The 21768-nt window shown below is 39.8% G+C and carries 25 protein-coding genes and 1 riboswitch; of the genes, 9 read left to right on the forward strand and 16 right to left on the reverse strand.

What is annotated here, in order from left to right:
- Positions 1 to 46 precede the first annotated feature (46 nt).
- Both J2S05_RS01325 and J2S05_RS01330 read left to right on the forward strand, forming a co-directional pair.
- Positions 47 to 1267, forward strand: coding sequence for a Bcr/CflA family multidrug efflux MFS transporter (locus J2S05_RS01325; protein WP_306979183.1), 1221 nt, complete (start codon positions 47 to 49; stop codon positions 1265 to 1267).
- Between the two features lie 118 nt (positions 1268 to 1385).
- Positions 1386 to 2051 carry a histidine phosphatase family protein gene (locus tag J2S05_RS01330; RefSeq protein ID WP_306981041.1) on the forward strand — a complete coding sequence of 222 codons (666 nt, stop codon included), beginning with the start codon at positions 1386 to 1388 and terminating at the stop codon, positions 2049 to 2051.
- A 277-nt stretch (positions 2052 to 2328) separates the two neighbouring features.
- Here the strand turns inward: J2S05_RS01330 and J2S05_RS01335 are convergent, their stop codons facing one another.
- Positions 2329 to 2616: a DUF3219 family protein gene (locus J2S05_RS01335; protein ID WP_306979185.1), complete on the reverse strand. Its 288-nt coding sequence runs from the start codon at positions 2614 to 2616 to the stop codon at positions 2329 to 2331.
- Between the two features lie 82 nt (positions 2617 to 2698).
- Here J2S05_RS01335 and J2S05_RS01340 point away from each other — a divergent pair, with 82 nt between their 5' ends.
- The 5 genes from J2S05_RS01340 to J2S05_RS01360 all read left to right on the forward strand — a co-directional run bounded on the left by J2S05_RS01340 (position 2699) and on the right by J2S05_RS01360 (position 6656).
- Complete coding sequence (locus J2S05_RS01340) at positions 2699 to 3382, forward strand: O-methyltransferase (protein WP_306979187.1); 684 nt, start codon at positions 2699 to 2701, stop codon at positions 3380 to 3382.
- A 128-nt stretch (positions 3383 to 3510) separates the two neighbouring features.
- Positions 3511 to 4722, forward strand: a complete 1212-nt coding sequence (locus J2S05_RS01345) for an aminotransferase class I/II-fold pyridoxal phosphate-dependent enzyme (RefSeq protein WP_306979188.1) — start codon at positions 3511 to 3513, stop codon at positions 4720 to 4722.
- 103 nt (positions 4723 to 4825) lie between these two features.
- Positions 4826 to 5533, forward strand: coding sequence for an RNA polymerase sporulation sigma factor SigK (gene sigK, locus J2S05_RS01350; RefSeq protein ID WP_306979190.1), 708 nt, complete (start codon positions 4826 to 4828; stop codon positions 5531 to 5533).
- A 619-nt stretch (positions 5534 to 6152) separates the two neighbouring features.
- Positions 6153 to 6410 carry a hypothetical protein gene (locus tag J2S05_RS01355; RefSeq protein WP_306979191.1) on the forward strand — a complete coding sequence of 86 codons (258 nt, stop codon included), beginning with the start codon at positions 6153 to 6155 and terminating at the stop codon, positions 6408 to 6410.
- A 99-nt stretch (positions 6411 to 6509) separates the two neighbouring features.
- Positions 6510 to 6656, forward strand: a complete 147-nt coding sequence (locus J2S05_RS01360) for a hypothetical protein (RefSeq protein WP_306979193.1) — start codon at positions 6510 to 6512, stop codon at positions 6654 to 6656.
- An 88-nt stretch (positions 6657 to 6744) separates the two neighbouring features.
- Here J2S05_RS01360 and J2S05_RS01365 read toward each other — a convergent pair whose 3' ends face one another.
- The gene (locus J2S05_RS01365; protein WP_306979195.1) at positions 6745 to 7755 is read right to left on the reverse strand and encodes an NADP-dependent oxidoreductase; all 1011 of its coding nucleotides are present in this window, start codon (positions 7753 to 7755) and stop codon (positions 6745 to 6747) included.
- 98 nt (positions 7756 to 7853) lie between these two features.
- Between J2S05_RS01365 and J2S05_RS01370 the strand changes: the two genes are divergently transcribed.
- Positions 7854 to 8660, forward strand: coding sequence for an SGNH/GDSL hydrolase family protein (locus J2S05_RS01370; RefSeq protein WP_306979197.1), 807 nt, complete (start codon positions 7854 to 7856; stop codon positions 8658 to 8660).
- Positions 8661 to 8711: 51 nt separating this feature from the next.
- On the opposite strand, the gene J2S05_RS01375 is transcribed toward J2S05_RS01370, so the two are convergent.
- From J2S05_RS01375 to pssA, 7 genes are all read right to left on the reverse strand, one after another.
- Positions 8712 to 10238 carry an FAD-dependent monooxygenase gene (locus J2S05_RS01375; RefSeq protein ID WP_306979199.1) on the reverse strand — a complete coding sequence of 509 codons (1527 nt, stop codon included), beginning with the start codon at positions 10236 to 10238 and terminating at the stop codon, positions 8712 to 8714.
- Between the two features lie 100 nt (positions 10239 to 10338).
- Positions 10339 to 10449, reverse strand: coding sequence for a YjcZ family sporulation protein (locus J2S05_RS01380; RefSeq protein WP_370873591.1), 111 nt, complete (start codon positions 10447 to 10449; stop codon positions 10339 to 10341).
- Between the two features lie 89 nt (positions 10450 to 10538).
- On the reverse strand, positions 10539 to 11204 hold the full coding sequence (gene tenA / locus J2S05_RS01385; protein ID WP_306979204.1) for a thiaminase II: 666 nt from the start codon (positions 11202 to 11204) through the stop codon (positions 10539 to 10541).
- A gap of 18 nt (positions 11205 to 11222) precedes the next feature.
- Positions 11223 to 12032 (reverse strand): bifunctional hydroxymethylpyrimidine kinase/phosphomethylpyrimidine kinase, encoded by an 810-nt coding sequence (gene thiD / locus J2S05_RS01390; RefSeq protein WP_306979206.1) that lies wholly within the window; start codon positions 12030 to 12032, stop codon positions 11223 to 11225.
- Between the two features lie 16 nt (positions 12033 to 12048).
- Positions 12049 to 13326, reverse strand: a complete 1278-nt coding sequence (locus J2S05_RS01395; protein ID WP_306979208.1) for an acetylornithine deacetylase — start codon at positions 13324 to 13326, stop codon at positions 12049 to 12051.
- A 91-nt stretch (positions 13327 to 13417) separates the two neighbouring features.
- Positions 13418 to 13516: riboswitch (TPP riboswitch) on the reverse strand.
- Between the two features lie 57 nt (positions 13517 to 13573).
- Positions 13574 to 13846 carry an HU family DNA-binding protein gene (locus J2S05_RS01400; RefSeq protein ID WP_306979211.1) on the reverse strand — a complete coding sequence of 91 codons (273 nt, stop codon included), beginning with the start codon at positions 13844 to 13846 and terminating at the stop codon, positions 13574 to 13576.
- Positions 13847 to 14086: 240 nt separating this feature from the next.
- Positions 14087 to 14626 (reverse strand): CDP-diacylglycerol--serine O-phosphatidyltransferase, encoded by a 540-nt coding sequence (gene pssA / locus J2S05_RS01405; RefSeq protein ID WP_306979212.1) that lies wholly within the window; start codon positions 14624 to 14626, stop codon positions 14087 to 14089.
- Positions 14627 to 14769: 143 nt separating this feature from the next.
- Between pssA and J2S05_RS01410 the strand changes: the two genes are divergently transcribed.
- Positions 14770 to 15567 carry a phosphatidylserine decarboxylase gene (locus J2S05_RS01410; RefSeq protein ID WP_306979214.1) on the forward strand — a complete coding sequence of 266 codons (798 nt, stop codon included), beginning with the start codon at positions 14770 to 14772 and terminating at the stop codon, positions 15565 to 15567.
- Between the two features lie 371 nt (positions 15568 to 15938).
- On the opposite strand, the gene mnhG is transcribed toward J2S05_RS01410, so the two are convergent.
- From mnhG to J2S05_RS01445, 7 genes are read right to left on the reverse strand one after another with little or no spacing between them, the layout of a single operon-like run.
- A complete protein-coding gene (mnhG, locus tag J2S05_RS01415; RefSeq protein ID WP_306979217.1) occupies positions 15939 to 16292 on the reverse strand; it encodes a monovalent cation/H(+) antiporter subunit G in 354 nt (117 codons plus the stop codon).
- Positions 16270 to 16545: a Na(+)/H(+) antiporter subunit F1 gene (locus tag J2S05_RS01420; protein WP_306979219.1), complete on the reverse strand. Its 276-nt coding sequence runs from the start codon at positions 16543 to 16545 to the stop codon at positions 16270 to 16272. Before J2S05_RS01420 ends, mnhG begins: the two co-directional genes overlap by 23 nt.
- Positions 16545 to 17021, reverse strand: a complete 477-nt coding sequence (locus J2S05_RS01425) for a Na+/H+ antiporter subunit E (RefSeq protein ID WP_306979221.1) — start codon at positions 17019 to 17021, stop codon at positions 16545 to 16547. The genes J2S05_RS01420 and J2S05_RS01425 overlap by 1 nt, the downstream gene beginning before the upstream one ends.
- Positions 17022 to 17025: 4 nt before the next feature.
- Complete coding sequence (locus tag J2S05_RS01430; RefSeq protein WP_306979223.1) at positions 17026 to 18507, reverse strand: Na+/H+ antiporter subunit D; 1482 nt, start codon at positions 18505 to 18507, stop codon at positions 17026 to 17028.
- Positions 18500 to 18838, reverse strand: a complete 339-nt coding sequence (locus J2S05_RS01435; RefSeq protein ID WP_306979225.1) for a Na(+)/H(+) antiporter subunit C — start codon at positions 18836 to 18838, stop codon at positions 18500 to 18502. The genes J2S05_RS01430 and J2S05_RS01435 overlap by 8 nt, the downstream gene beginning before the upstream one ends.
- A complete protein-coding gene (locus tag J2S05_RS01440) occupies positions 18826 to 19278 on the reverse strand; it encodes a Na(+)/H(+) antiporter subunit B (RefSeq protein WP_306979226.1) in 453 nt (150 codons plus the stop codon). The genes J2S05_RS01435 and J2S05_RS01440 overlap by 13 nt, the downstream gene beginning before the upstream one ends.
- The gene (locus J2S05_RS01445) at positions 19275 to 21689 is read right to left on the reverse strand and encodes a Na+/H+ antiporter subunit A (protein ID WP_306979227.1); all 2415 of its coding nucleotides are present in this window, start codon (positions 21687 to 21689) and stop codon (positions 19275 to 19277) included. Before J2S05_RS01445 ends, J2S05_RS01440 begins: the two co-directional genes overlap by 4 nt.
- Positions 21690 to 21768: the final 79 nt, after the last annotated feature.

Below are 21768 nucleotides of genomic sequence, written 5' to 3' on the forward strand. Positions count from 1 at the left end.
GATTTGATTGATTAGAGAGAACGTGGTTTGAAGGAGAGTAAGAGAGATGGTACAAAACCCAACAGGGAAAGAACGGATTGCTTTAGCCTTTTTACTTAGTATGCTAGCTGTGCTAGGCCCGCTAAATATTGATATGTATTTACCTAGTTTTCCGGACATTGCAGAAGACCTGGGTGCACGAGAATCATTGGTGCAACTTAGCTTGACAGCTTGTTTGTTTGGTCTTGCTATTGGACAAGTCATAGTAGGACCCATTAGTGATTCAAAGGGTAGATTAAAGCCTTTAATTATATCGGTTCTATTATTCGCACTAGCGTCGTTGCTTTGTGCACTTGCCCCAAATATTACATGGCTTATTATAGGGCGCTTCCTCCAAGGACTTACGGCTGCAGGTGGTGTTGTTGTATCACGTGCGATCGTGAGAGATGTCTTTAGTGGAGCTGAACTAACAAAGTTTTTTGCACTGCTTATGGTCATAAATGCCGTAGCTCCGCTTGTTGCACCTATTGTAGGAGGGGCCATTCTTTGGTTACCTTTTACTGATTGGAGCACGATTTTTTACTTCTTAGCATTTGTAGGACTTGCTATTGTTGCTATGGTGATGTGGAAGCTAAAGGAGAGTCATCCACCAGAGCGTCGAACACCAAGCTCACTCCCCTTTACGTTAAAAACCTTTGGTGAACTATTTAGAGATAAATCGTTTATCGGTTATGCGTTAACACTTGGATTTGCTCATGGGGGTAGCTTTGCATATGTATCGGGAACACCATTTGTGTACCAAGGTATTTATGGAGTATCCCCACAAACCTTCAGTATTTTGTTTGGTATTAATGGGCTCGCTATTATTGGTGGGACGTGGCTTGTAGGGAGATACGTAGGTAGAATTTCAGAGCAGGCTTTTTTAAGAAGTGGTGTGATTCTCGCAACAGCCGCAACCGCGTTTCTATTAGTGATGACAGTATTAGAAGCTCCACTTGCTCTTATTGTTATTCCTATTTTCATTTACATGACGAGTATGGGAATGATTCTAACAACATCTTATACGTTGGGTATTAAAAAGCAAGCTCACCGAGCCGGAAGTGCGAGTGCACTATTAGGACTGTTTCCGCTTTTAATTGGGGCAATGGTAGCTCCACTTGTCGGTTTAGCAGAAGCATCCGCGGTTCCTATGGGAATCATTTTGTTTAGTACATGTCTAATTGCTCTTGGTTGTTTTTATTTTATTGCAAAAAAAGGTGATCAAGAAGACTCAATGGCAAACGCATAAACCTGAAAATTGCAGAGAGGCAAGCAGAGGTGTATGCTTTTAAAGAGAGATTTGATTTTGTTAAAAGAAATAGGAGGCGCTTCTGATCGACACATCAAATGATATTACCCTACACCTCATTCGTCATGGTCAAACAATTTTTAACTTTCAAGATAAGGTACAAGGATGGTCTGACACACCATTAACTGAAAAGGGACGTACGGTTGCAGCTCGCCTTGGTCGTGGATTAAAGGAAAGAAGTATTGATGCGATCTATTCAAGCGACAGCGGCCGAGCCATTGAAACGGCAACGCTAATACGTGAACATAGTGAAAAGACAGACCTTGCCTTAAAAACAGTAAAAGGACTCCGAGAAATGTATTTTGGAAACTATGAAGGTGGACCTAACCCTGTTTTATGGGACGAAGTGAGAGAAAAAATAGTTCAGAGATACGACAAGGATGGCATCACACGTTCTGACGCTGATATTGATGAAATATGCCAAACCGTTTCATTACTTGATCCAGAGGCCGAAGAATGGGATGCCTATACAAAAAGGTTATTCGATTCCTTGCAAGCCATCGTAGATGACGCTGAAAAGAATGGTCACAAAGATGTATACATTGTTTCGCACGGCCTAAGCATCCGAGTCATTCTTCATGTACTAAAATACGAAAGTGGCTATCTAAAAATCGAAAACACCAGCATATCCGAACTAATCTACAAAGCAGGAGCTTTCTCAGCATTCGGTTCCGTAAACAACACAGACCTACTAGTAGTAGAAGAAGAAATCATAACAGAATAACCTTCATATTAATGAAGAAAAAAACCTCTCAGAACAGTAAACTGAGAGGTTTTTTGATGTTGTTATTTTCTTCTTTGTCCCTCGAACTTAGCGGAAGGGATGGGGAGGCCGACTCCTAATGGAGTAAAGGGCAGTGTTGAAATACACTGGCGTAGCCAGTTTAGTTCAACGCCCGCCATTGGAAAGCGTACCCCCCATCCCTGGAGCGGGTTAGAAGCACTAATGATCGACGCTTCTCAACTTTTGAAAGTATACGTAACCAAAGGTATGCTTTGAATTATACCTTCTCAATAAACTCCACCTTAAATTCTCCAACCTCACCCTCGTGGTATAAATTAGTAATCGACGTAGAGTAAGAATGAATAGTAGCTTGAAAAGATAGCTCTTTTGAAGGAACTTGAATATGAAAATCATTTTTGTAAAGCAACACTGCAATATCATGGTACTGTTCATGTGTAACATCAAAAACAACACCAAGAATTTGTGATTCTCCTTTTGTATCTTCCCAATGTTGCTTCGCTATAATAACCGTATCATTTATGGTAATCGTTAATTGCTCAGACATAATAGTAAGTTCCTCCTTTTTGCATACCAAGTAATCCAGTATAGTGAAAGAGTACCTTAAAAAAAGCTAAGGGGGAATTAAAATGACTCACACAAAATCATGGAAAGATGTAGACTCATATTTTGAAGAGAAATTAATCCCAACAAATTCCGTAGTAGAAGACAATCTCAACAGAAATCGTAAGGCAAACCTGCCAGAGATTGACGTATCACCCACACAAGGCAAGCTGCTTCATTTGCTTGCTAAAATGAATCGATCCACTTCTATTCTCGAAATTGGTACACTTGGTGGATATAGTACAATCTGGCTTGCTAACGCATTGCCTGCAGAAGGACATTTACTTTCACTGGAACTAGAGGAATCCCATGCAGAAGTAGCACGTAAGAATATTCAAGCCGCAGGACTAGAATCTAAAGTGACCGTCCTCGTTGGTAAAGCGACTGACCTGTTACCCACTTTACAAAGGAACGGATATAGTCCGTTTGACTTTATATTTATTGATGCGGATAAACAGAACTACCCCACTTATTTCGAATGGGCTCTGAAGCTTGCTACCAATGGTGCAGTGATCATCGGAGACAATGTAGTTCGCAATGGTGAGGTGAGAAATAAGGATAGTGCTGATGATCGTGTCCAAGGTGTGCGTCACTTTATGGATCTCTTGCAACAATCCGACGAAATAGATGCAACCGCGATTCAAACGGTTGGTAGTAAAGGATATGACGGATTTGTATTAGGGATTGTAAATAAGAAGAATAATGAATAGAAATAGACCCCTTTGCTAATAAAGGGGGTTTTTATGTGTATTCCTAAAAAATAACTGAATTTATATAAAAGGATTTATATAAATTATACAGAATTTATACATACATATGACTTGAGAGGGTGCTGTGTATGAGTTTAAACTTGATTCCAGGTTTTACTGATTTTCAACGTACTTATTCAGAATTATCACAGCTTCCTTTTTTTCGAATAAATGAAGGGATTGCCTCTAATCACATTACAGTGAAAGGTAGAAAAATGATTAATTACTCCACCTATAATTATTTAGGTTTAAATGGAATGAGTGAAATTAATTATGCGGTAATGCAAGCGTTGAATCAATATGGTACCTCTGTTTCCGGTAGTCGGCTTTTAAGTGGGGAAATTTTGCTTCATCAAAAGCTTGAACAAAAAATAGCTGATTTTATTGGAGTTGAGGATTGTCTAGTTCAAGTAGGAGGACATAGCACTAATGTTAATACGATTGGCCAATTAGTTTGTACACAAGATTTGGTGGTATGTGATGCTCTTGTTCACAACAGCATAATTCAAGGTATTCGTCTCTCCGGTGCTAAAATGATTCGATTTAAGCATAATGATATGAGTCATTTGGAACAAATTCTTGAGAGGTTCAGAAAAAAGTTTCAAAATGTATTAGTGATTGTAGAAGGTGTGTACAGTATGGATGGGGATCTTTGTAAGCTACCCGAACTAGTCGTATTAAAGAAAAAATATCAAGCGTTATTAATGATAGATGAGGCTCATTCAATTGGAACAATAGGAGTAGGGGGTAGAGGGATCACGAGTTATTATCAAACTGACGCTGATGAGGTTGATATTCTTATGGGTTCTTTAAGCAAATCACTTAACAGCTGTGGTGGATATATTGCCGGGGGAAAATCATTAATTACGTTCTTGAGATATAATTTATCCGGTTTTGTTTTTAGTGTCGGTATGAGTCCTTCTAACGCAGCCGCAGCCTATGAATCTCTTGATATCATTGAAAAATGTCCTGATCTTATCGAGCGTTTAACAAAGAATGCAGAGTACTTTCTTAAAAAATTGAAGGCATTAGGTGTTGATACAGGTCTAAGCGATCAATCACCCATCATTCCGCTTTTAATTGGAGAATCAGAAAAAGCACTATGGTTTGCCGAAAAGCTGTACGATAAACAAATTAACGCGATGCCCATTATTTACCCCGCAGTTAAGGAAACAGAAGCAAGGATCCGTTTTTTTATGACAGCAGCGCATACAAAGCAGGATTTAGATCAAACAATACAAGCGATCAAAGAGATCTTAGAAGAAGAAAAACACATGCATTCAAATGAATGCTACATTTAAAATGTTCACCTATCGTTTATTCCATTTATAATCTTAGAGGTACAGACACAAGCAAGCCCACTCCAGCATAAGTATAAAAGATAGACTTATAGGAGGTGGGCTTGTGTCGGGAATTCTTGCAGCAATCTCTTTTTTTGTAAAAGAAGTGGTTGTGTTTGTATCTTATGTGAAAAACAATGCGTTTCCTCAGCCATTAAAAAAAGAGGAAGAGCGAAAATACTTAGCGCTAATGGCTGAAGGGGATCCGGAGGCTCGAAATTTACTTATTGAACACAATTTGCGATTAGTTGCGCATATCGTTAAAAAATTTGAGAACACTCGTGAGGATACAGAAGACTTAATCTCAATTGGGACAATCGGACTGATTAAGGCGATTGAAAGTTATTCTGAAGGCAAAGGGACAAAGCTCGCTACGTATGCAGCGCGCTGTATTGAAAATGAAATTCTCATGCACTTAAGAGCATTAAAAAAAGTAAGGAAAGACGTTTCTTTACATGATCCAATCGGAACAGATAAAGAAGGGAATGAAATTACTCTCATTGACGTTCTCCAAGAAGATGCTGCTGACATTGTGGATGTAATTCAAACAAAGATGGAGAAAAAGCAGATCTATGAGTATATCCATGTGCTAGATGACCGGGAAAAAGAAGTGATTGTTGGTCGCTTTGGCTTAAGCTTAGAGGAAGAGCGAACTCAGCGAGAAATTGCTAAAGAGCTAGGAATATCAAGAAGTTATGTATCCCGAATTGAAAAGAGAGCCCTCATGAAGCTGTTTCATGAGTTTTACAAACAAAGTAAAGGCAAAGGTTAATAAAGGAACGAAGACCATCTAGTTTACTGGATGGTCTAATGTGGTTACCTCAAGCATTTATTCATTTCATTCATATAAACATATTGAGTTAGATTAGGTAAAAAAGGGTAATAGAGATTTATAGAAAATATCTTCCGAATAGAAACGGAGGAAAGCTGAGGTGGTAGGGTGCGAGGTCCTGGTAGGGGATTCATTATATTTAATGCTTTGATTTTTTATGTTTGTTTCATTTTTGGTACATCTTTTCTTCTTATGAAAGGAAAAGATTTCATTAAATATGATGTAAGTCCTGGTCCAGTCCCTATACTCACAGTGCTCAGCTTAATTGGAGCGATATGGTTAACGTACCGATATAAAGTGATGAAAAAGAGAGGATTTTAGATTATGATAATGGGATAAATAGGCGGGTAGCTCTTTTAGCTATCGGTCTTTTTTTATTTAAATAATAGACTGAGAAATCAAATAGTTATTTTGAACTGCATTGATTTATGTTTAGTCTAAAGACTTATGTATTATATAAGTCTAAAATACTATAATATAAGTTTTTTATCTTGAATATTTAATACTTATTCTATAAGATACATAATATAGTAATATAATAGTCGTAAAGGAGTATTGTATGAAGTACAACGTAGAAGCATATTCATTTATATTAGTCATTCATCGAGGCATTATCAAACGATATTCGATCCCTTCCCATATGCATGAATCTTTAAGGTCAATGTCTACCTATTGCAAGGATTCAGTTGATACAACGATGTATAGAAAGATGGTTCATGCAGCGGATATTCATCATGATATGAGTAGGTTTAGAAAAATAACGAAACAGAACCTAGTCTTCCTTGATAAATTCTCGAAGGAATTTATTCAGCCATAATGTAAAGACACTTTCAAAGTTATGATTTTTAATAATGGGTTTAAGAACAGAATGATTAGGTTATATGAAGAGGGAAGCGAAATAAAGGGAGTCATGACTATGCTGGATACACTTGAAGTTCAGTTATTAAGAAGAGAGTTAACCCGCTTAAGTAGGGAGCGTTACAAAAATAGCTCTATGAAAAAAGAACTAACCATTCAGATCAACCTCATACGTACGGTGCTACTTTCTGAAGCGACGGGTTAAGGGAATCAAGTATTGTTAGTATTTTTATAAAAAAAGCCATAAGAGCTAACGGTTTGTGCCGACTCTTATGGCTGTTTGTTTTATACAGTTAAGATGGATCTGAAATTTTTACTAATTGTTTTCCAATGTTCTTTCCAGTGAATAAACCGTTAAAAGCTTCAGGGATGCGATCAAAGCCGTCAAGGATTGTTTCCTTAAATACGATCTCTTTGTTTTTTACATATTCGCTGAGCTCACTGTACGCTTTTTCATACTGGTCAGCGTAGTCGCCATAAAGAAATCCTTGCATTCTTGCACGAGTTTTGACTAAGTAGGTTTGGACACGGGGGCCACTATCCTTTTCCCCTTTTTTCAGATTATAAGCAGAGATTGCTCCGCAAACGGGAATTCGTGCTAATGGATTAAGAAGTGGCCAAATATGGTCAGACACTTCGCCGCCGACATTTTCAAAGTAAACATCAATTCCATCTGGACACGCTTGTTTCAGAGCTTCTTCCATATTGTCTTCTTTATAATTGATCGCCGCTGAAAAACCAAGTTCATTCACTAGAAAGTCTACTTTTTCCTGTGAGCCAACAATGCCTACTGCACGAGCTCCTTTTAGGCGTGCTAATTGTCCTGCAATTGAACCAACAGCACCAGCAGCGCCTGAGATGACAACCGTTTCGCCTTCTTTAGGTTTGCCGATATCATCTAGACCAAAATAGGCAGTTAAGCCAGGCATACCAAGAGCTCCAAGCGCCGCTGAAATAGGGGCACCATGCATCTCTAATGTACGTACTTGATCAGGCTTTACAACAACATATTCTTGAAAAGGGAGCAGGCCTGAAACGATAGTCCCTTTAGGTATAGATGATACGTTTGATTCAATTACTTCAGCAATGCTGCCGCCTGAGATGGCTTGGTTTAGTTCGAATGGGGCGATATACGATTTAGCATCGGACATACGGCCACGCATATAAGGATCAACAGAAAGGTACAATGTTTTTACTAATAGCTCGTTGTCATTAGGAGATCCTATTTCAATTTCTTTTGTAGAAAAAGTGTGTTCGTCAGGTAATCCATTAGGACGTTCTTGAAGTTGCAATTGTTTTTGCATGAAAAATCCTCCTGTATTTGAATTCAATCTAATGTAACACGGGTAAAGGTCAAAAATAAAAATATTTGCCTATCTATTCAGAGGAAGGACGGATAAGAATGAAAGCCAAAGGAATCATTATTTTAAGTGGAAGCATTATTGTTGCGGCACTGCTGGTCTTTTTAGTAGTGTCCCAACAAACGGATGAGTATGTAATAGATGAACAGGAGCAAATACCTTCACCCTCTGACGCGCTTTTTACAAAGTCGAATACCGAACAATCATTTGAAGACGAGTTACTTGAACGAGTAGATGGTGAAGATGATTTACAGGTGGCGGTAACTGGGAGCAGTGTGGCAGCTGGTGAAGGGGCCAGTGAGTATAATCAGTCATGGGCCGCACTTTTAGAAGGTGAGTTGAATAGGAATGAATCCTTGCCACCTGTAGAAGTAGAAAATTTTGGAGTGAGTGGGTTCAAGGTCAGTGATCTGCTTGCTGAGGGTGTGATTGATGATATGATCAACTCAGAGCCCGATGTGGTCATCATGGAAACGAGTGTTATCAACAGCTACTTTCATGAAGAACCTCTTGATGAGACGAAGCAATCTATTCAAACGGCTGTAGATCAAATTAAAAACGATCTACCAGATACGTATTTGGTTTTAATCGCTCCAAATCCAATTAGTGAATCGATTTTCTCATTTTCTACGAATGAATTAGAGTTTGAGGAATATGTTCTCGCTACAGAAGAATACATCCTCGAATCCGAATGGGATTATTTTGATAGTTACAATGCGTGGACAGAAGAATTAGAATATAGAGAAGAGGATTTGGATAATTTGCTAGGTGACGGTGTTCACCCAAATGATGAAGGGTATCATTTGTGGTATTCCTTACTTAATGAATCAGTTGTTCAGTATGAATAAAACAAAAAGCATGCTCATGGTTTGGTTAGTCAAACCATGAGCATGCTTGTTTTAATTGATTGATTGAATGTGGAATCTATCGATGTAATCTTGTAATTTAGAAAGATTTTGATTGTCACTGATAAAGGCAAGATGACCATCTGGGCGAATTAAATATAGCGTATCTTTTGTGAATCCAGCTTTTTTCATACTTGAATGCCATGGCCAGTTTTTTAAGGATATTGATGTGTTTTGAGCAAATGACTTTACGTTTTCAGAAGCCTCTCCATAAATATGAACTTGCCAGTCACCACTCTGAAGGGCTTCATAATTGTCTGCTGCTGATGGATCAAGCCATGGTAGCCGATCTCCTCCGCGCAAACGTCCTGATTTTCCGTGACTTAATATGCTTTTTCGATAGCGTATGTGAATTTGTGACATCATTCGAAAAGCTAGTTTACGACTAAATGTCAATCGACTGGCAAGTGGCACAATACGAGGAAGTACGATGCCTCGTAACAAAAGACCTCGCAAATTACGGCTTACCATCGCTTTAAATGCTTGATCCGTCGTAGCAACCAATTGACGTGCAAATCTTCTTCTTTCAGCTGTATATGAAGGAAGAATAGATGCGGCAGCTTTCTTTTTTAAGACGGCAGCAAGCTTCCAAGAAAGGTTCACAGCATCTCCAATGCCTGTGTTCATTCCTTGTGCCCCTGTCGGACTATGTATGTGAGCGGCATCCCCTAATAAAAAGACACGGCCTTTCATAAATTGTGAGGCTACTCGCTTGTGTACTTTAAATGTAGAGAACCAATTCATTTTTTTCACTTGTATGTCTAGAAGACTGTTTAGTGACGGCTGAATATCTTCAAAGGTTATATCGGGTTTTTCAGCTAGCAGTCTAGGAATAATACCGACAAGTCGCTGTGTTCCTTTGCTTCTTACAGGCAATACCATACAAAACCCTTTTTTTGATAGGGCAAGGTTAATATCTGTATTGGAGGTTGCTTGACCTTTTGCTTCTACATCAGCGATATAAAACAGATCCTTATACGTCGTTCCTTCGAATGGGACGTTAAGATCTTCACGAATAGTACTTGTTGAACCATCACAGCCACATAGATAAGCTGCTTGAATCGTTTCCTGACGGCCATTGTGCTCAATTACGGCCTCAACCCGATCGCTATGATTAGCAAATGAAATCAATTCAGTTTCCCAATCAACATGAATGCCAAGGCGTTTCAAATGGTGAACGAGCAGTTCTTCGTGTTCATCCTGAGGAAGACTGAGAACAAAAGGGAAGGGACTTAACCCTTTTCCGATATTACCTAGATTTACGTATCCTACTTCCTTTGATGCTTTATGAATATGAGCAGCTGGCATTTTGATACCTAAACTTACTGCGTCATCTGCAACATTTAATTGATCATAGTATTCGAGTGTTCTTGCGTGAACACCGATTGCTCGAGATTTATGATTGGGACCAGATCTCTTATCAATGATGCGGTAAGGAATCTGATAATGTGTGAGTCTGTGGGCAAGAGCTAACCCTGTTGGTCCTGCTCCAACAATTAATACAAGAGGCTGCGTCATCATTATCTCTCCTCGTCTTGCATCTATATTATTATAACGTTCCCTTAGTTCTACACTTTCAAACGAAAAAAAGAGCCTCGTGTGAAGGCTCTTTCTGGGTGTATTAGTAAACGTAGCTCGCTCCAATAATTACAAGCAAGATAAACAAAACGATGATAAACGCAAAGCCGCCTCCTGCAAAGCCGCCGCCTTTTCCTCCTTCATACTCTCCCATGTTGCCACCACCTTTCAAAAGCATAAGATAGCTTATGCAGAACAAGCGAAAGGGGTACTTAGTTTAGAAAAATCATGAAAAAGTCAATTCTACTCCCAATTCGTTTGGTGATAAGACATCTCCCAGAATAGATATTCAAAGCGGCTTGATGTGATAAATATAGTTTCTAATTGCTCTTGCTCTCTGTCGTTTAAAGAAGAGGCGAGTTGATCAAGTTTAGTACACAACCATTCTGCAATCGCTGCGAACTCATCATCCTGATACATTTGAATCCATTCCCCGTAATGAGCATGTTCGGATGCTCCAGGGATTTCTGCAAGCTTCTTGCCGATCTCTGAGTAGCTCCAAGCACAAGGTAGGATCACTGCAATGAGCTGAGCTAAAGAGCCTTTTTGCGCTTCGCTAATCATATAACTACTGTAAGCGATCGTTGTTGGAGAGGGTTGAGCGTGTTCTAATTCATCCTCAGTAATCCCAAGACGTTTAGCATATGAGCGATGCAAGGACATTTCTTCTGTGAGTGTAGATTGCAAATAGGTTGAAAAGGTAGCCATTGTCTCAAGATCGGGTGCCTTGAAAGCTCCAAGTGCAAAGACACGAGAGTATTCAATTAAATATAGATAGTCCTGTTTCATGTAGTATTTAAATGCTTCAAGATCTAAAGTGCCAGCTCCAATTTCTTGAACAAAGGGATGCTCATGATTCGCTTTCCAAATGGAATCTGCTTTCTGGCGTAATTGTTGGGTAAAAGACATAAGCTCACTCCTTAAAATTTAGGTTTGGCCAGGAAGGCCTTTTAGACGAAAACCCCAGTGGTTCGTTGGTCCATTTCCTGTTCCGAGTTCCAATGTATGAGTAATGGAATCAGTGATAAAAGCTTTTCCAGTCGCAACTGCACTTTCAATGGAGTGACCTTTTGCAAGCTCAGCAGTAATAGCTGCCGAAAAAGTACAACCAGTTCCATGTAGATGCTTAGTATTGGTGCGGTCTGCATGAAGGCGAGTGATTATGCCATTTGCATACAGGACATCTGTAGAATGATCCGTACGATAACCACCCTTTATGACCGCGGCCTGAGCACCAAGCTCATGTACAATCATTTTTGCTGCACGTTCCATATCATCAATTGTTTCAATGTTCATCTCTGTCAGTTCACTTGCTTCAGGAATATTTGGTGTAACAATAGTTGCAAGCGGGACGAGCGTTTGGCGTAAGGATTGTCTTGACTGAGCATCCATAAGAGGGTCGCCACTTTTGGCAATCATAACAGGATCACATATGTATGGAACCTGAAGATTTTTAAGATAATCAACAAGAAATTCCATCATTTCTGGCGTTGCGATCATTCCTGTTTTGACCGCAGAAGGGGGGATGTCGGTAATAACAGAGTCCAGTTGTTTCTCGATTAGTTCTAGCGGCATATGATTAATCATTTGTACACCTGTTGTATTTTGAGCTAAAACAGTTGTAATGACACTCATTCCAAAAACCTCTCGTTCCTGGAATGTTTTTAGGTCAGCTTGAATACCTGCGCCGCCTGTTGGATCCGTACCTGCAATTGTTAAGGCTGTATGAATGGACATGCTTGTTTCCTCATTTCTATTCTTCTCGTTTTGTATTACACCAGGTCGGAATAAACGTCAGCAATGTTTTTGTAAATTGGATGAGCTCATCAATCGAAATTCGCTCATTCACTGCATGTGCATGCGCTAATTGACCAGGTCCATAAATAACCGTAGGAATTCCTGCTTCACCAAGCCAACCTCCATCGTTCACAGAAGTAGACATCGATATCTCTGCTTCTTGCCCTGTGATTCGTTCATGCGCCGCTTTCAGTTCTTTCACACCGGATGACTGTTCATCAATTGCTAGAGAGGGAAATATCTCACCACGCTCTTCAATCATTGAACTACCTCCCCAAACAAAAGTAGGAGGGCATGTCTTCATCCATGGATCAGCTGCCGCCGCTTGCAATAAATGTTCCTCAATTTCTTTTGTGACCGATTCATACGTCTCATTTGGGTAAAAATGTACAGTGATCCAAAGCGAACATTTATCAGCAATAAAGGCAGCATGACGGCCTCCTTCAATAACTGCAGGATTGATGGTGTTTGTTCCGGGTAGAAACCCAGGATACGACTTTGTGACGGCCCAGTGCCGTTCAAGCTCTTGTAGGCTTGTAATTAGTTTAGCCATCTTTTCAATTGTACTAGCCGCGTGTAGATTCCCTCCAGCGTGCAACATCTGCCTTCTTTGACCGTCATGATGTGTTGTTGGACTTTGGAGAGTGATCCAGCCAGTGATGACGCCTCCCTGTCCTTGGATCTTGGAGGCACTTGTATCGGCTACAATAGCAAAGTCAGCTTCGTATCCACGTTCGCAGCACTCTTTGGTTCCGGCTTCTCCAACTTCTTCACCAACAACTGATTGTAAAATGAGGTCGCCTTTTATAGGGATATTGGCTTCGTGAAGCAGTTTCAGTGCAAACAAGCAAGCGGCCATGCCACCTTTCATATCTGCGGTTCCCCGGCCAAAAATGTGTCTATCTTTGACTATAGCTTCAAAAGGGGGAGAATCCCACGGTTCATCTTCTTCAATAGAAGCTACATCCACATGACCATTTAAGATCAAGCTTTGATAGGTTAGATGATCTTGCCCTTGTTTTTTGCCGACAATATTTGGATCACCCGGGTAGACATCCCACTGGTCAACGGAAAAATCGATGCCTTGTAAGTAATCAGATATAAAAGACTGAATGGGCTCGGTATTTCTGGCAGGGGGACTAGCCGTCTGAAATGAAACCAACTTTTTAACAAGTGCTATTAATTCATCTTCTCTTGCTTCAACTTGGTTTGAAAGATCAGTTAAATGACTCATCGTCTTCTCCTTTCCATAAAAAAAACACCGCTTCTAGTAAGAAGCGGTGGGCACGTCTGTCCAACAGATGAACCATACTAAATTATGTATGGAGTATCAAGTGCCACTTTCCTACGCTAGTACTAACTAGATCAGGTAATTAGGGTTAAGGCAACGCCTCTCTCAGCATGGTGCACCCCTAGTGGTTTTTTTGTAAAAGATCATTCTAAGAGTGAGTAGCTTGTCTACTCATCTTTTTCAGAAATGATTAATTAACAGCGTCTTTAAGTTGTTTACCTGGTTTGAACGCAGGGTTTTTTGTTGCTGGGATTTCGATTTCTTCCCCAGTTTGTGGATTGCGGCCTTTACGTGCAGAACGCTCACGTACTTCAAAGCTACCAAAGCCAACAAGTTGTACTTTTCCACCTTCAACTAGTGATTGTGTAATACTGTCAAATACTGCATCTACAGCTTTAGAAGCATCTTTCTTAGAGAGATCAGCTTGCTCTGATACTGCGTTAATCAAATCGGTTTTGTTCATGAGAAAACTCCCTTTCATTCCTTAAATTAGAAAAGACTATTAAACATCAAGTGTGTAACAATCTTGTTTCTGACAAGTCTATAATAACCTGCCCTTCAAATTTACTCATGAATGCTAATGGTGTCAAGACATTAGGGTTAAATAAACGCTTAATAGAGACTTTTTTATCATTTTTTAGCAAAAAACATTGAATGGTAAGAGGGTTCGAGTCTAATTGAATCACTTAATTAAGTGATTCAATTAGATCTTTCGAACACGAAATGGACTGACCATTAAAAGCGAAAGACCAATTATGGCATACATGAATACATAAATTGGAAGGTGATTGACGAATAGAGTCAAAAATGCAAGAATACAACCAGCAGCTGTTATTGGCAGTCCAACAAAAAAGCCACTTGAATCGGTTACATTAAACCTTGCAAGTCTTAATGCTCCACACATAATATAAATAATGGTGAAGATTCCTCCAGTAAGATTAAATTCACTGAGAGCAGCTTGATAGATTAACATTGCTGGAGCTACCCCAAATGAAATAATATCGCTTAATGAATCGAGTTGTTTACCAAGTTCTGACGTGGCATTAAATTTTCTTGCTGCCGCTCCATCCAGTCGATCAAATACTGCAGCAATCGCAATAAGTAGAAGTCCTACTTGTAATTGACCATGAAATACATAAATAATAGCTAAAGCACCAAATCCTAAATTAATCAGTGTCAAGGCGTTAGCGATTTGACCTTTAAGCTTCCTGAGTGAAGCGTCAAGCCGATGTAATAGGAACACCTTCGTTCACACTCCTTTGTTAATGCAAAAACGACCACACAGTTAGTAAAAACTGTATTATTATATAAGTATATCACGAGATTAGTTGAATAGAAACCGAGTCTGATTGAAATAGAAAATGTGATTGATGGGGGAAAGACGTAATGAAAGGTTTTCGCTGGTTCTTTTGTGCCTGTGTTGAATTAAGCAATCGTCCGTTTTTATCAAAACAACTTAAGGCATTTGCGACATCAAGCTTGAGTAAGCCATTTGTTCCTTTATTTGTGAAGACATTCAACATTAATATAGAGGAGGCTCAATATCCACTAAAACAGTATAGCAATCTTCATTCTTTTTTTATCCGTGAGCTTAAGGAAAATAGGCGGACCATTCATGCTCATTCAGATAGTGTAATCAGTCCTGTCGATGGGATCTTGGCGGAGCAAGGAAACTTGAGTGCAGATAGTAGTTTTGTTGTGAAAGGCCAACGCTACTCCATTCAAGATATGCTAGGCTCTGATACGTCTGCTTCGCTGTATGAGGGCGGACAATACCAAGTGTTGTATTTGAGTCCAAGTCACTATCATCGGTTCCATGCGCCACTTTCTGGGGCAATACAGAAGCGTTGGACACTTGGAGCGCGTTCTTATCCAGTGAACCATTGGGGGATGACCTACGGCAAAAAACCATTGTCAGGTAATTATCGAGTGATTTCTGAGTTTGCGACAGCTTATGGTGCAATGGCCATGGTGAAGGTAGGGGCCATGAACATTAATACCATTGAACTGACTCATCAGACAGACAAGCTAGAAAAAGGCGACGAGGTTGGGTACTTTTCATTTGGTTCAACGGTTGTCTTAATATGGAGCAAGGACATGGTGACCCTAAATGACTCAGAGTCTCCTAAAGAGGTTCAAATGGGGGAAGCAATTGGACGAGTGAATGTTCACAAGTCCGCATAAGCAGAAAGAAGAGGCTGAGATAAAAGTCTTCTAATTACAAAAAGGGCCGAACAATGGTTTGTCATTGTTCGGTCCTTTTACTTAAATAAAATGAAACTCTCTAGAAAATCGCTCCGTTTACTGTGGCGAGGGTGAGTCACGCAATACCCAAGTAAAGAAGGGTTCAGAGGTTATCTGAATTGGGGTCCTACGCTATCGCTCCCGAAAATGGGGGGCACGCTTACCGCGGGAAGGCATTGAACTAACCGGGCAAGCCCGTTCATTTCAATATGCCTTTTTATCCCGCAGGTGTCGGCCCTCCATTTTCGTCCGCTTGTTTAGTGGTAGGCGTCCAATTGACTAGACAACTTTAAGATCGTTGCGACTTCTTCTTATTCTTTGTCATACGTTTTCTTAAGGTCATCTACTGACTTAGGATCATGTAATGGAATGCCCACTCGATGGGCAGAGCGAGCAATCATTAATGCAGCCATTGGGGCTGTTAAGAATATAAACAATAAGGCTAATAAAATCTTGCCTACAACCATTTGTTGTTCAATAAGAAAAAACAAGAAAACTCCTATGAGGAGAAGAACAGTACCAAGAGTAGAACTTTTCCCCGCAGCATGTAATCGGGAATACACATCAGGAAAGCGATTTAAGCCAACTGATGCCACTAGACAAAATAGTGAGCCGATAACCAAAATAATTGAAATAACCCATTCAACGGCGTTCAAAGAGATCACCTCTCTCTAGAAACTTCGACATAGCGACTGAGCCAACAAACGCGAGAATCCCGATGACTAAGATGACTTCAGAATAGGCAATGGATTGCTGACTAACCATGATGGTTCCAATGAAGCCGACTAATATTAATCCAAAGGTATCAAGCGCTGCTATGCGATCAAACGTTGTTGGACCGAGCAGGGCTCGAGTGAAACAGAGCAGCATGGAGAGAGCAAGGATAAGTTGCACAACCATTATAACAGTTGAAAACATTAGCGTGTCACCTCCATAATTGCTCGTTCAAACGTATCGTGAAAGCCTTTAATCATCTCTTCCCGATTTGATATATCAAGTGCATGTACATAAATAATTTGGTTGTCCTCAGAAAAGTCCATGGATAATGTACCTGGTGTTAAAGTAATTAAAACCGCAAGTAAAGTAATTTCACCTGGTGACTCGAGTTTTGTTGGAACAGCAATGATTCCTGAATTCACATGGATCTTGGGAGAAAGAACGACTTTCAGCACATCAATATTTGCTTGGATAAGCTCTTTAATGAATAGCAGCAACAGCTTGATGACTGCCCATACTTTGTACAAGTAGACACGGTAGCCAAAAAATCGCTGAAATAGCCATAACGTCCCAATACCAATGACGAAACCGATCGTAAAGTCAACGAATGTAAAACTGTTATTGAATAACATCCAACTGAAGGTAACGATGACATGTATAAAAAGTTGAATACCCATCTGCTTACCCTCCTAGTACGGCTTTAATGTATTCGCTTGGTGTTAACAATTGCTCAGCAACTTCTAAAGAATACTGAAACATTGGTTCTGCCGCAAAACCGAGTACGATGGTTAAAACAACAAGTGGAATCACAGGCAAAAGAAGTTTCGTTGTCGGAATGCTCGCCTGTTCTTCTGTGTGTGCTTGTTTTCCCCAAAACGCATAGATGAAAATCTTTAGCATTGAGAAGAGAGTAAGTAGACCAACAAGTAAGGCTACGCCACCAATAACGTAGTGACCCGTTGTCATACTATCAAGAATTAAAGGAAACTTACTGAAAAAGCCGCTTAACGGTGGAATCCCAGCAAGTGAGATAGCCGAAATAAAGAACATCCAGGCAAGCAATGGGTGGGTTTTTAACAAGCCGCCCATTTTCTTTAAGTCTGTTGTTCCTGTTACATGTTGCGTAACACCGGCTAGCAAGAACAAGGCTGCTTTTACAATAATGTGATGGGCGATGTAGTAGACGGCCCCTGCAATCGCTACTTTTGTAAATAAACCAAGTCCCATAACCATATAACCTACTTGGCTAATGATGTGATAAGACAGAATCCGTTTGAAGTCAAATTGTGACACCGCACCAAGCACACCGAAAAACATCGTAAGACCTGCAAGGATGAGTATAAGTGTGTGGGTAAAGGCGATATCTTGATTAAAAATGAGTGTAAAGACTCGGATAATCGCATAGATCCCAACCTTTGTCAGCAACGCACCAAACAAAGCTGCTACAGCTGATGGAGGCCCGTAATAAGAACGAGGTAACCAAAAGTATAGTGGGAAGAGGGCACCCTTCATGGAAAACACGATCAATAGAATAATGGCCCCGACCTGCAACGCACCAGTTTGCCCAATTTCAGCCGTTCGTTCTGCTAAGTGTGCCATGTTCACAGTACCAGTGATACCATATATATAAGAGACAGCCACTAAGAAGAGAATGGAACCGAATACGTTTATTACAACATATTTAAATGATTCACGAAGTTGATAGCTTGTTCCTCCAAATACAATTAAGATATAGGACGCAATAAGCATAACTTCAAAGAAAACAAATAAATTAAACAAATCGCCTGTTAAAAAAGCCCCATTGACACCAGTTAAAAGAAAGAGGTAGAAGGGATAATAAAAAAATGATTCTCTTTTTTTAGATAGAGTCCCAAACCCATAAAATAAACAGATCGCTCCAATGAGAGAAGCTAGAACAACCATAAATGTAGCAAATAAATCAGCGACAAACACAATGCCAAATGGCGCTGGCCAATCTCCAAACTCTAACGTCATAATGCCTTGTTGATAAACAGTAATGGCTAGGTAAATGGAAATCGCCAACATCGCAAGAACGGTTATCGAACTTAGCACTCGTTGAACCATTGGCTTGTTTTGAAACAAGATGAGGAAAGCCCCCATAAATACAGGAATTAAAACGGGCAATATTAGAATGTTATTCATCGGCAGAACCTCTTAATTTCTCTAAGTCATCTGTTTTATGAACCTTATACGTTCGATACGCTAATACCAATAGAAACGCTGTAATTCCAAAGCTAATAACAATAGCTGTCAAAATCATAGCCTGTGGTAAAGGGTCAGTGAATGTTGTCTCACCCATATTTAACAAGGGGGCAGCACCGGTGTTTAGACCTCTAGTAGTTAAAAGTAACAAATGTGCACCATGTGACAGTAGAACAAGGGAAAGAACTACTTTTAGCAAGCTTTTGGATAAAAGCATGTAGGTGCCTACAGTAAATAGTACACCTGCTACAACGGACATTAAGATTTCCATTCGTTATCATCCTCCGCAATCGTTAAGGTGATGGTAATGGCAATCCCAACAACGATAAGATAGACACCTAAATCAAATGGTAATGCGCTTGTCAGTTCGACTTCTCCAAAGAAAGGTAGTTCAAAATAATCAAAGTAATGGGTCAGAAAAGGATCGTCATTAAAAAGCATACTCCACATACCTGTGCCTAAAGATAGCATCAAACCCACCGCAATAAATGATGTAAAGGCAAAAGGGATCGCTTTTTTGATTTTTTCTCGATCAAAATTTAGATACAAAAGAAGGACCGAACAAGCTGTCATTAACCCACCAATAAATCCTCCTCCAGGCTGATTATGACCAGCGAAAAACAAATAGATTGAGAAGGAGAAGACAAAAATGACGACAATTTTAGTTAAATAATGAAGCAAGATATCATTTGAATGTGATGGTTTTCTCAAGTGTCTTCTCCTCCTTTGAATCGAAGTTTAATCATTGCAACCACACTAAGCGCAGCAATAGCAAGGACAAGTCCTTCAAGAATGGTGTCAAGACCACGGAAGTCAACAAGAATGACGTTGACCATATTGTAGCCACCACCAAGTTCTTTACTGTTTTGAATGAAGTATTCAGACACAGAAGCTAAGTTCAGATCAGATCCCATAATAAAGGAGCTTATCCCCATAAGTGTTACAAGTGAGCCAACAGCTACAGAAATGACTACATTACGTGTAACAAGGCTTTGTTTAGCTGTTTCTTTTGGCAGCTCTGGTAAGTGATAAAAAGCTAACATAAACAATAGAATCGATACAGTCTCAACAAGTAACTGTGTTAACGCAAGGTCAGGTGCACGGAATATGACAAAGAACAAAGCCATTAAGAATCCAAGAATCCCAACCATAATGATTAACGTCATTCTCTTGCGAATAAATAGGATACTAATTGTTGCTGTGATAAAAATAACAGTAAGGACCCACACATAGATTGGAATCGGTGCAGTATGGCTAACACCAAAGATAAAAGCACCATATTTAATGGCAGTGTAAGTTAGGATGAACACGATAAAGGTGATCATATAGCTAAAATAATCACGAAGAAGTCCGGTCATCTGTAAACGAGTCACAAATTGTGATCCACTAATTAATCCATCTAGCCCTCGATCGTATACAACGTTAAGTGGATCGCGTTCACGTTGATACAATTGTAAGCTTTGCCATTTCTTCATCAATAACAGAAGTGAAATGGCACCGACAACTACGCCGATTGTCATGAACAGCTCTAGGTTAAACCCATGGAACATCGAGAGGCTAATATCAAAGGATGCGTTGGTTGAAAGAGCTGGCATAATTGAAGTGACCGCTGGTTTAATGATGCTGTCTGAGAGTAAGTTTGGAAAAAATCCAAATACCACTACAAGTGAAGCTAAAAGAATAGGACTAATTAACATACCGATCGGAGCTTCATGAGCTTTCTTTTCATGTTTCTCTGGTGTGTATGTACCAAGGAACGTCTTTATAAAAAGGATACCGCAGTATAAGAAGGTAAAGATACTTGCGATCCAAGCAATGATGGGTATGAGCACAGCCCAAGTTCCCATGTTAAAGCCTTCCAACGTAATCGCATGTAACATTCCCGTAAAGAACATTTCTTTGGAGATGAACCCATTAAACGGAGGCAGACCCGCCATCGCTGCAAGACCAATTAATGAAACAGTAAAGGTAACTGGCATAATGGCCATTAATCCGCCAAGCTTTCGGATATCTCTTGTTCCTGTTTCGTGGTCAATAATTCCCACTGCCATAAAAAGACTACCCTTAAAAGTAGCGTGATTAATTAGATGCAAGACAGCGGCTACAGTCGCAACTGAATAGTAAGCTGCAGCTTGATCTGAATCAACATAATACGCGGCTGAACCTAGCCCAAGTAATAGCATAATCATGCCTAGCTGACTGATTGTTGAATAAGCTAAAATGCCTTTTAAGTCTTTTTGCCTTACAGCAGAGAGTGATCCCCATAGGAGGGTAACTAAACCCACTATTGTAATAATCCAAAACCACTGTGCCCCTCCTGCAAACAAAGGAGTCAACCGAGCAACTAAATAAATACCTGCCTTAACCATGGTTGCGGAATGTAGATACGCGCTAACTGGCGTAGGCGCTTCCATCGCATCTGGAAGCCAAATATGGAATGGAAACTGGGCTGACTTTGTGAAGGCGCCAAGTAAAACCAAAATCATAGCAGGAATAAAGACAGAACTTGCTGCGATGATATCTGCTTGTGCAATTAGTTCTCGAATACTAAAGGTGCCACTTACTCCATACAAAAGACAGAACCCTGCTAGCATCGAAAACCCACCAAATACAGTAATCAACATTGATTTCTGTGCACCATAAATGGATTTCTTTCGACCGTACCAATAACTAATTAATAATGCAGATGCAAGACTGGTTAATTCCCAGAAGATATACAGGACAATTAAATTATCTGAAAGGACAACACCAACCATTGCCCCCATAAACATTAGTAAGTACACATAAAATTGATGTAAGGATTCCTTCTTTTTATCTAAATAAAAGATGGAGTACAAAACAACGAGTGCACCTACTCCGGAAATTAGGAGAGCAAACAATAGGCTTAGTCCGTCTATATAGGCTGTGAAGTTAATGCCGAGTGATGGAACCCAATTGATGGTCTCTTGAACGGTTTGTCCGGATGAAGTAGTGGATAAAAATCCAAGGAAATAGATGAAAAGTGCTAAAGGAATGGCGAATACAATCCAACCACTATGTACTCTTTTTATGTGAAGAGCCCAAAAGGGAATGATTAAAGCTCCAATAAATGGTGCAAGTATAGCCAAATGTAAAGTTGACAATAGGGTACCTCCTCACGTCAAAGATGTATGTTAAGACGACTTCACTTAAGACTCTAGCAAAGTATTATGCAAAAGAAAA

This window comes from Alkalicoccobacillus murimartini (genome assembly GCF_030813245.1).
GTDB lineage: Bacteria > Bacillota > Bacilli > Bacillales > Bacillaceae_D > Alkalicoccobacillus > Alkalicoccobacillus murimartini.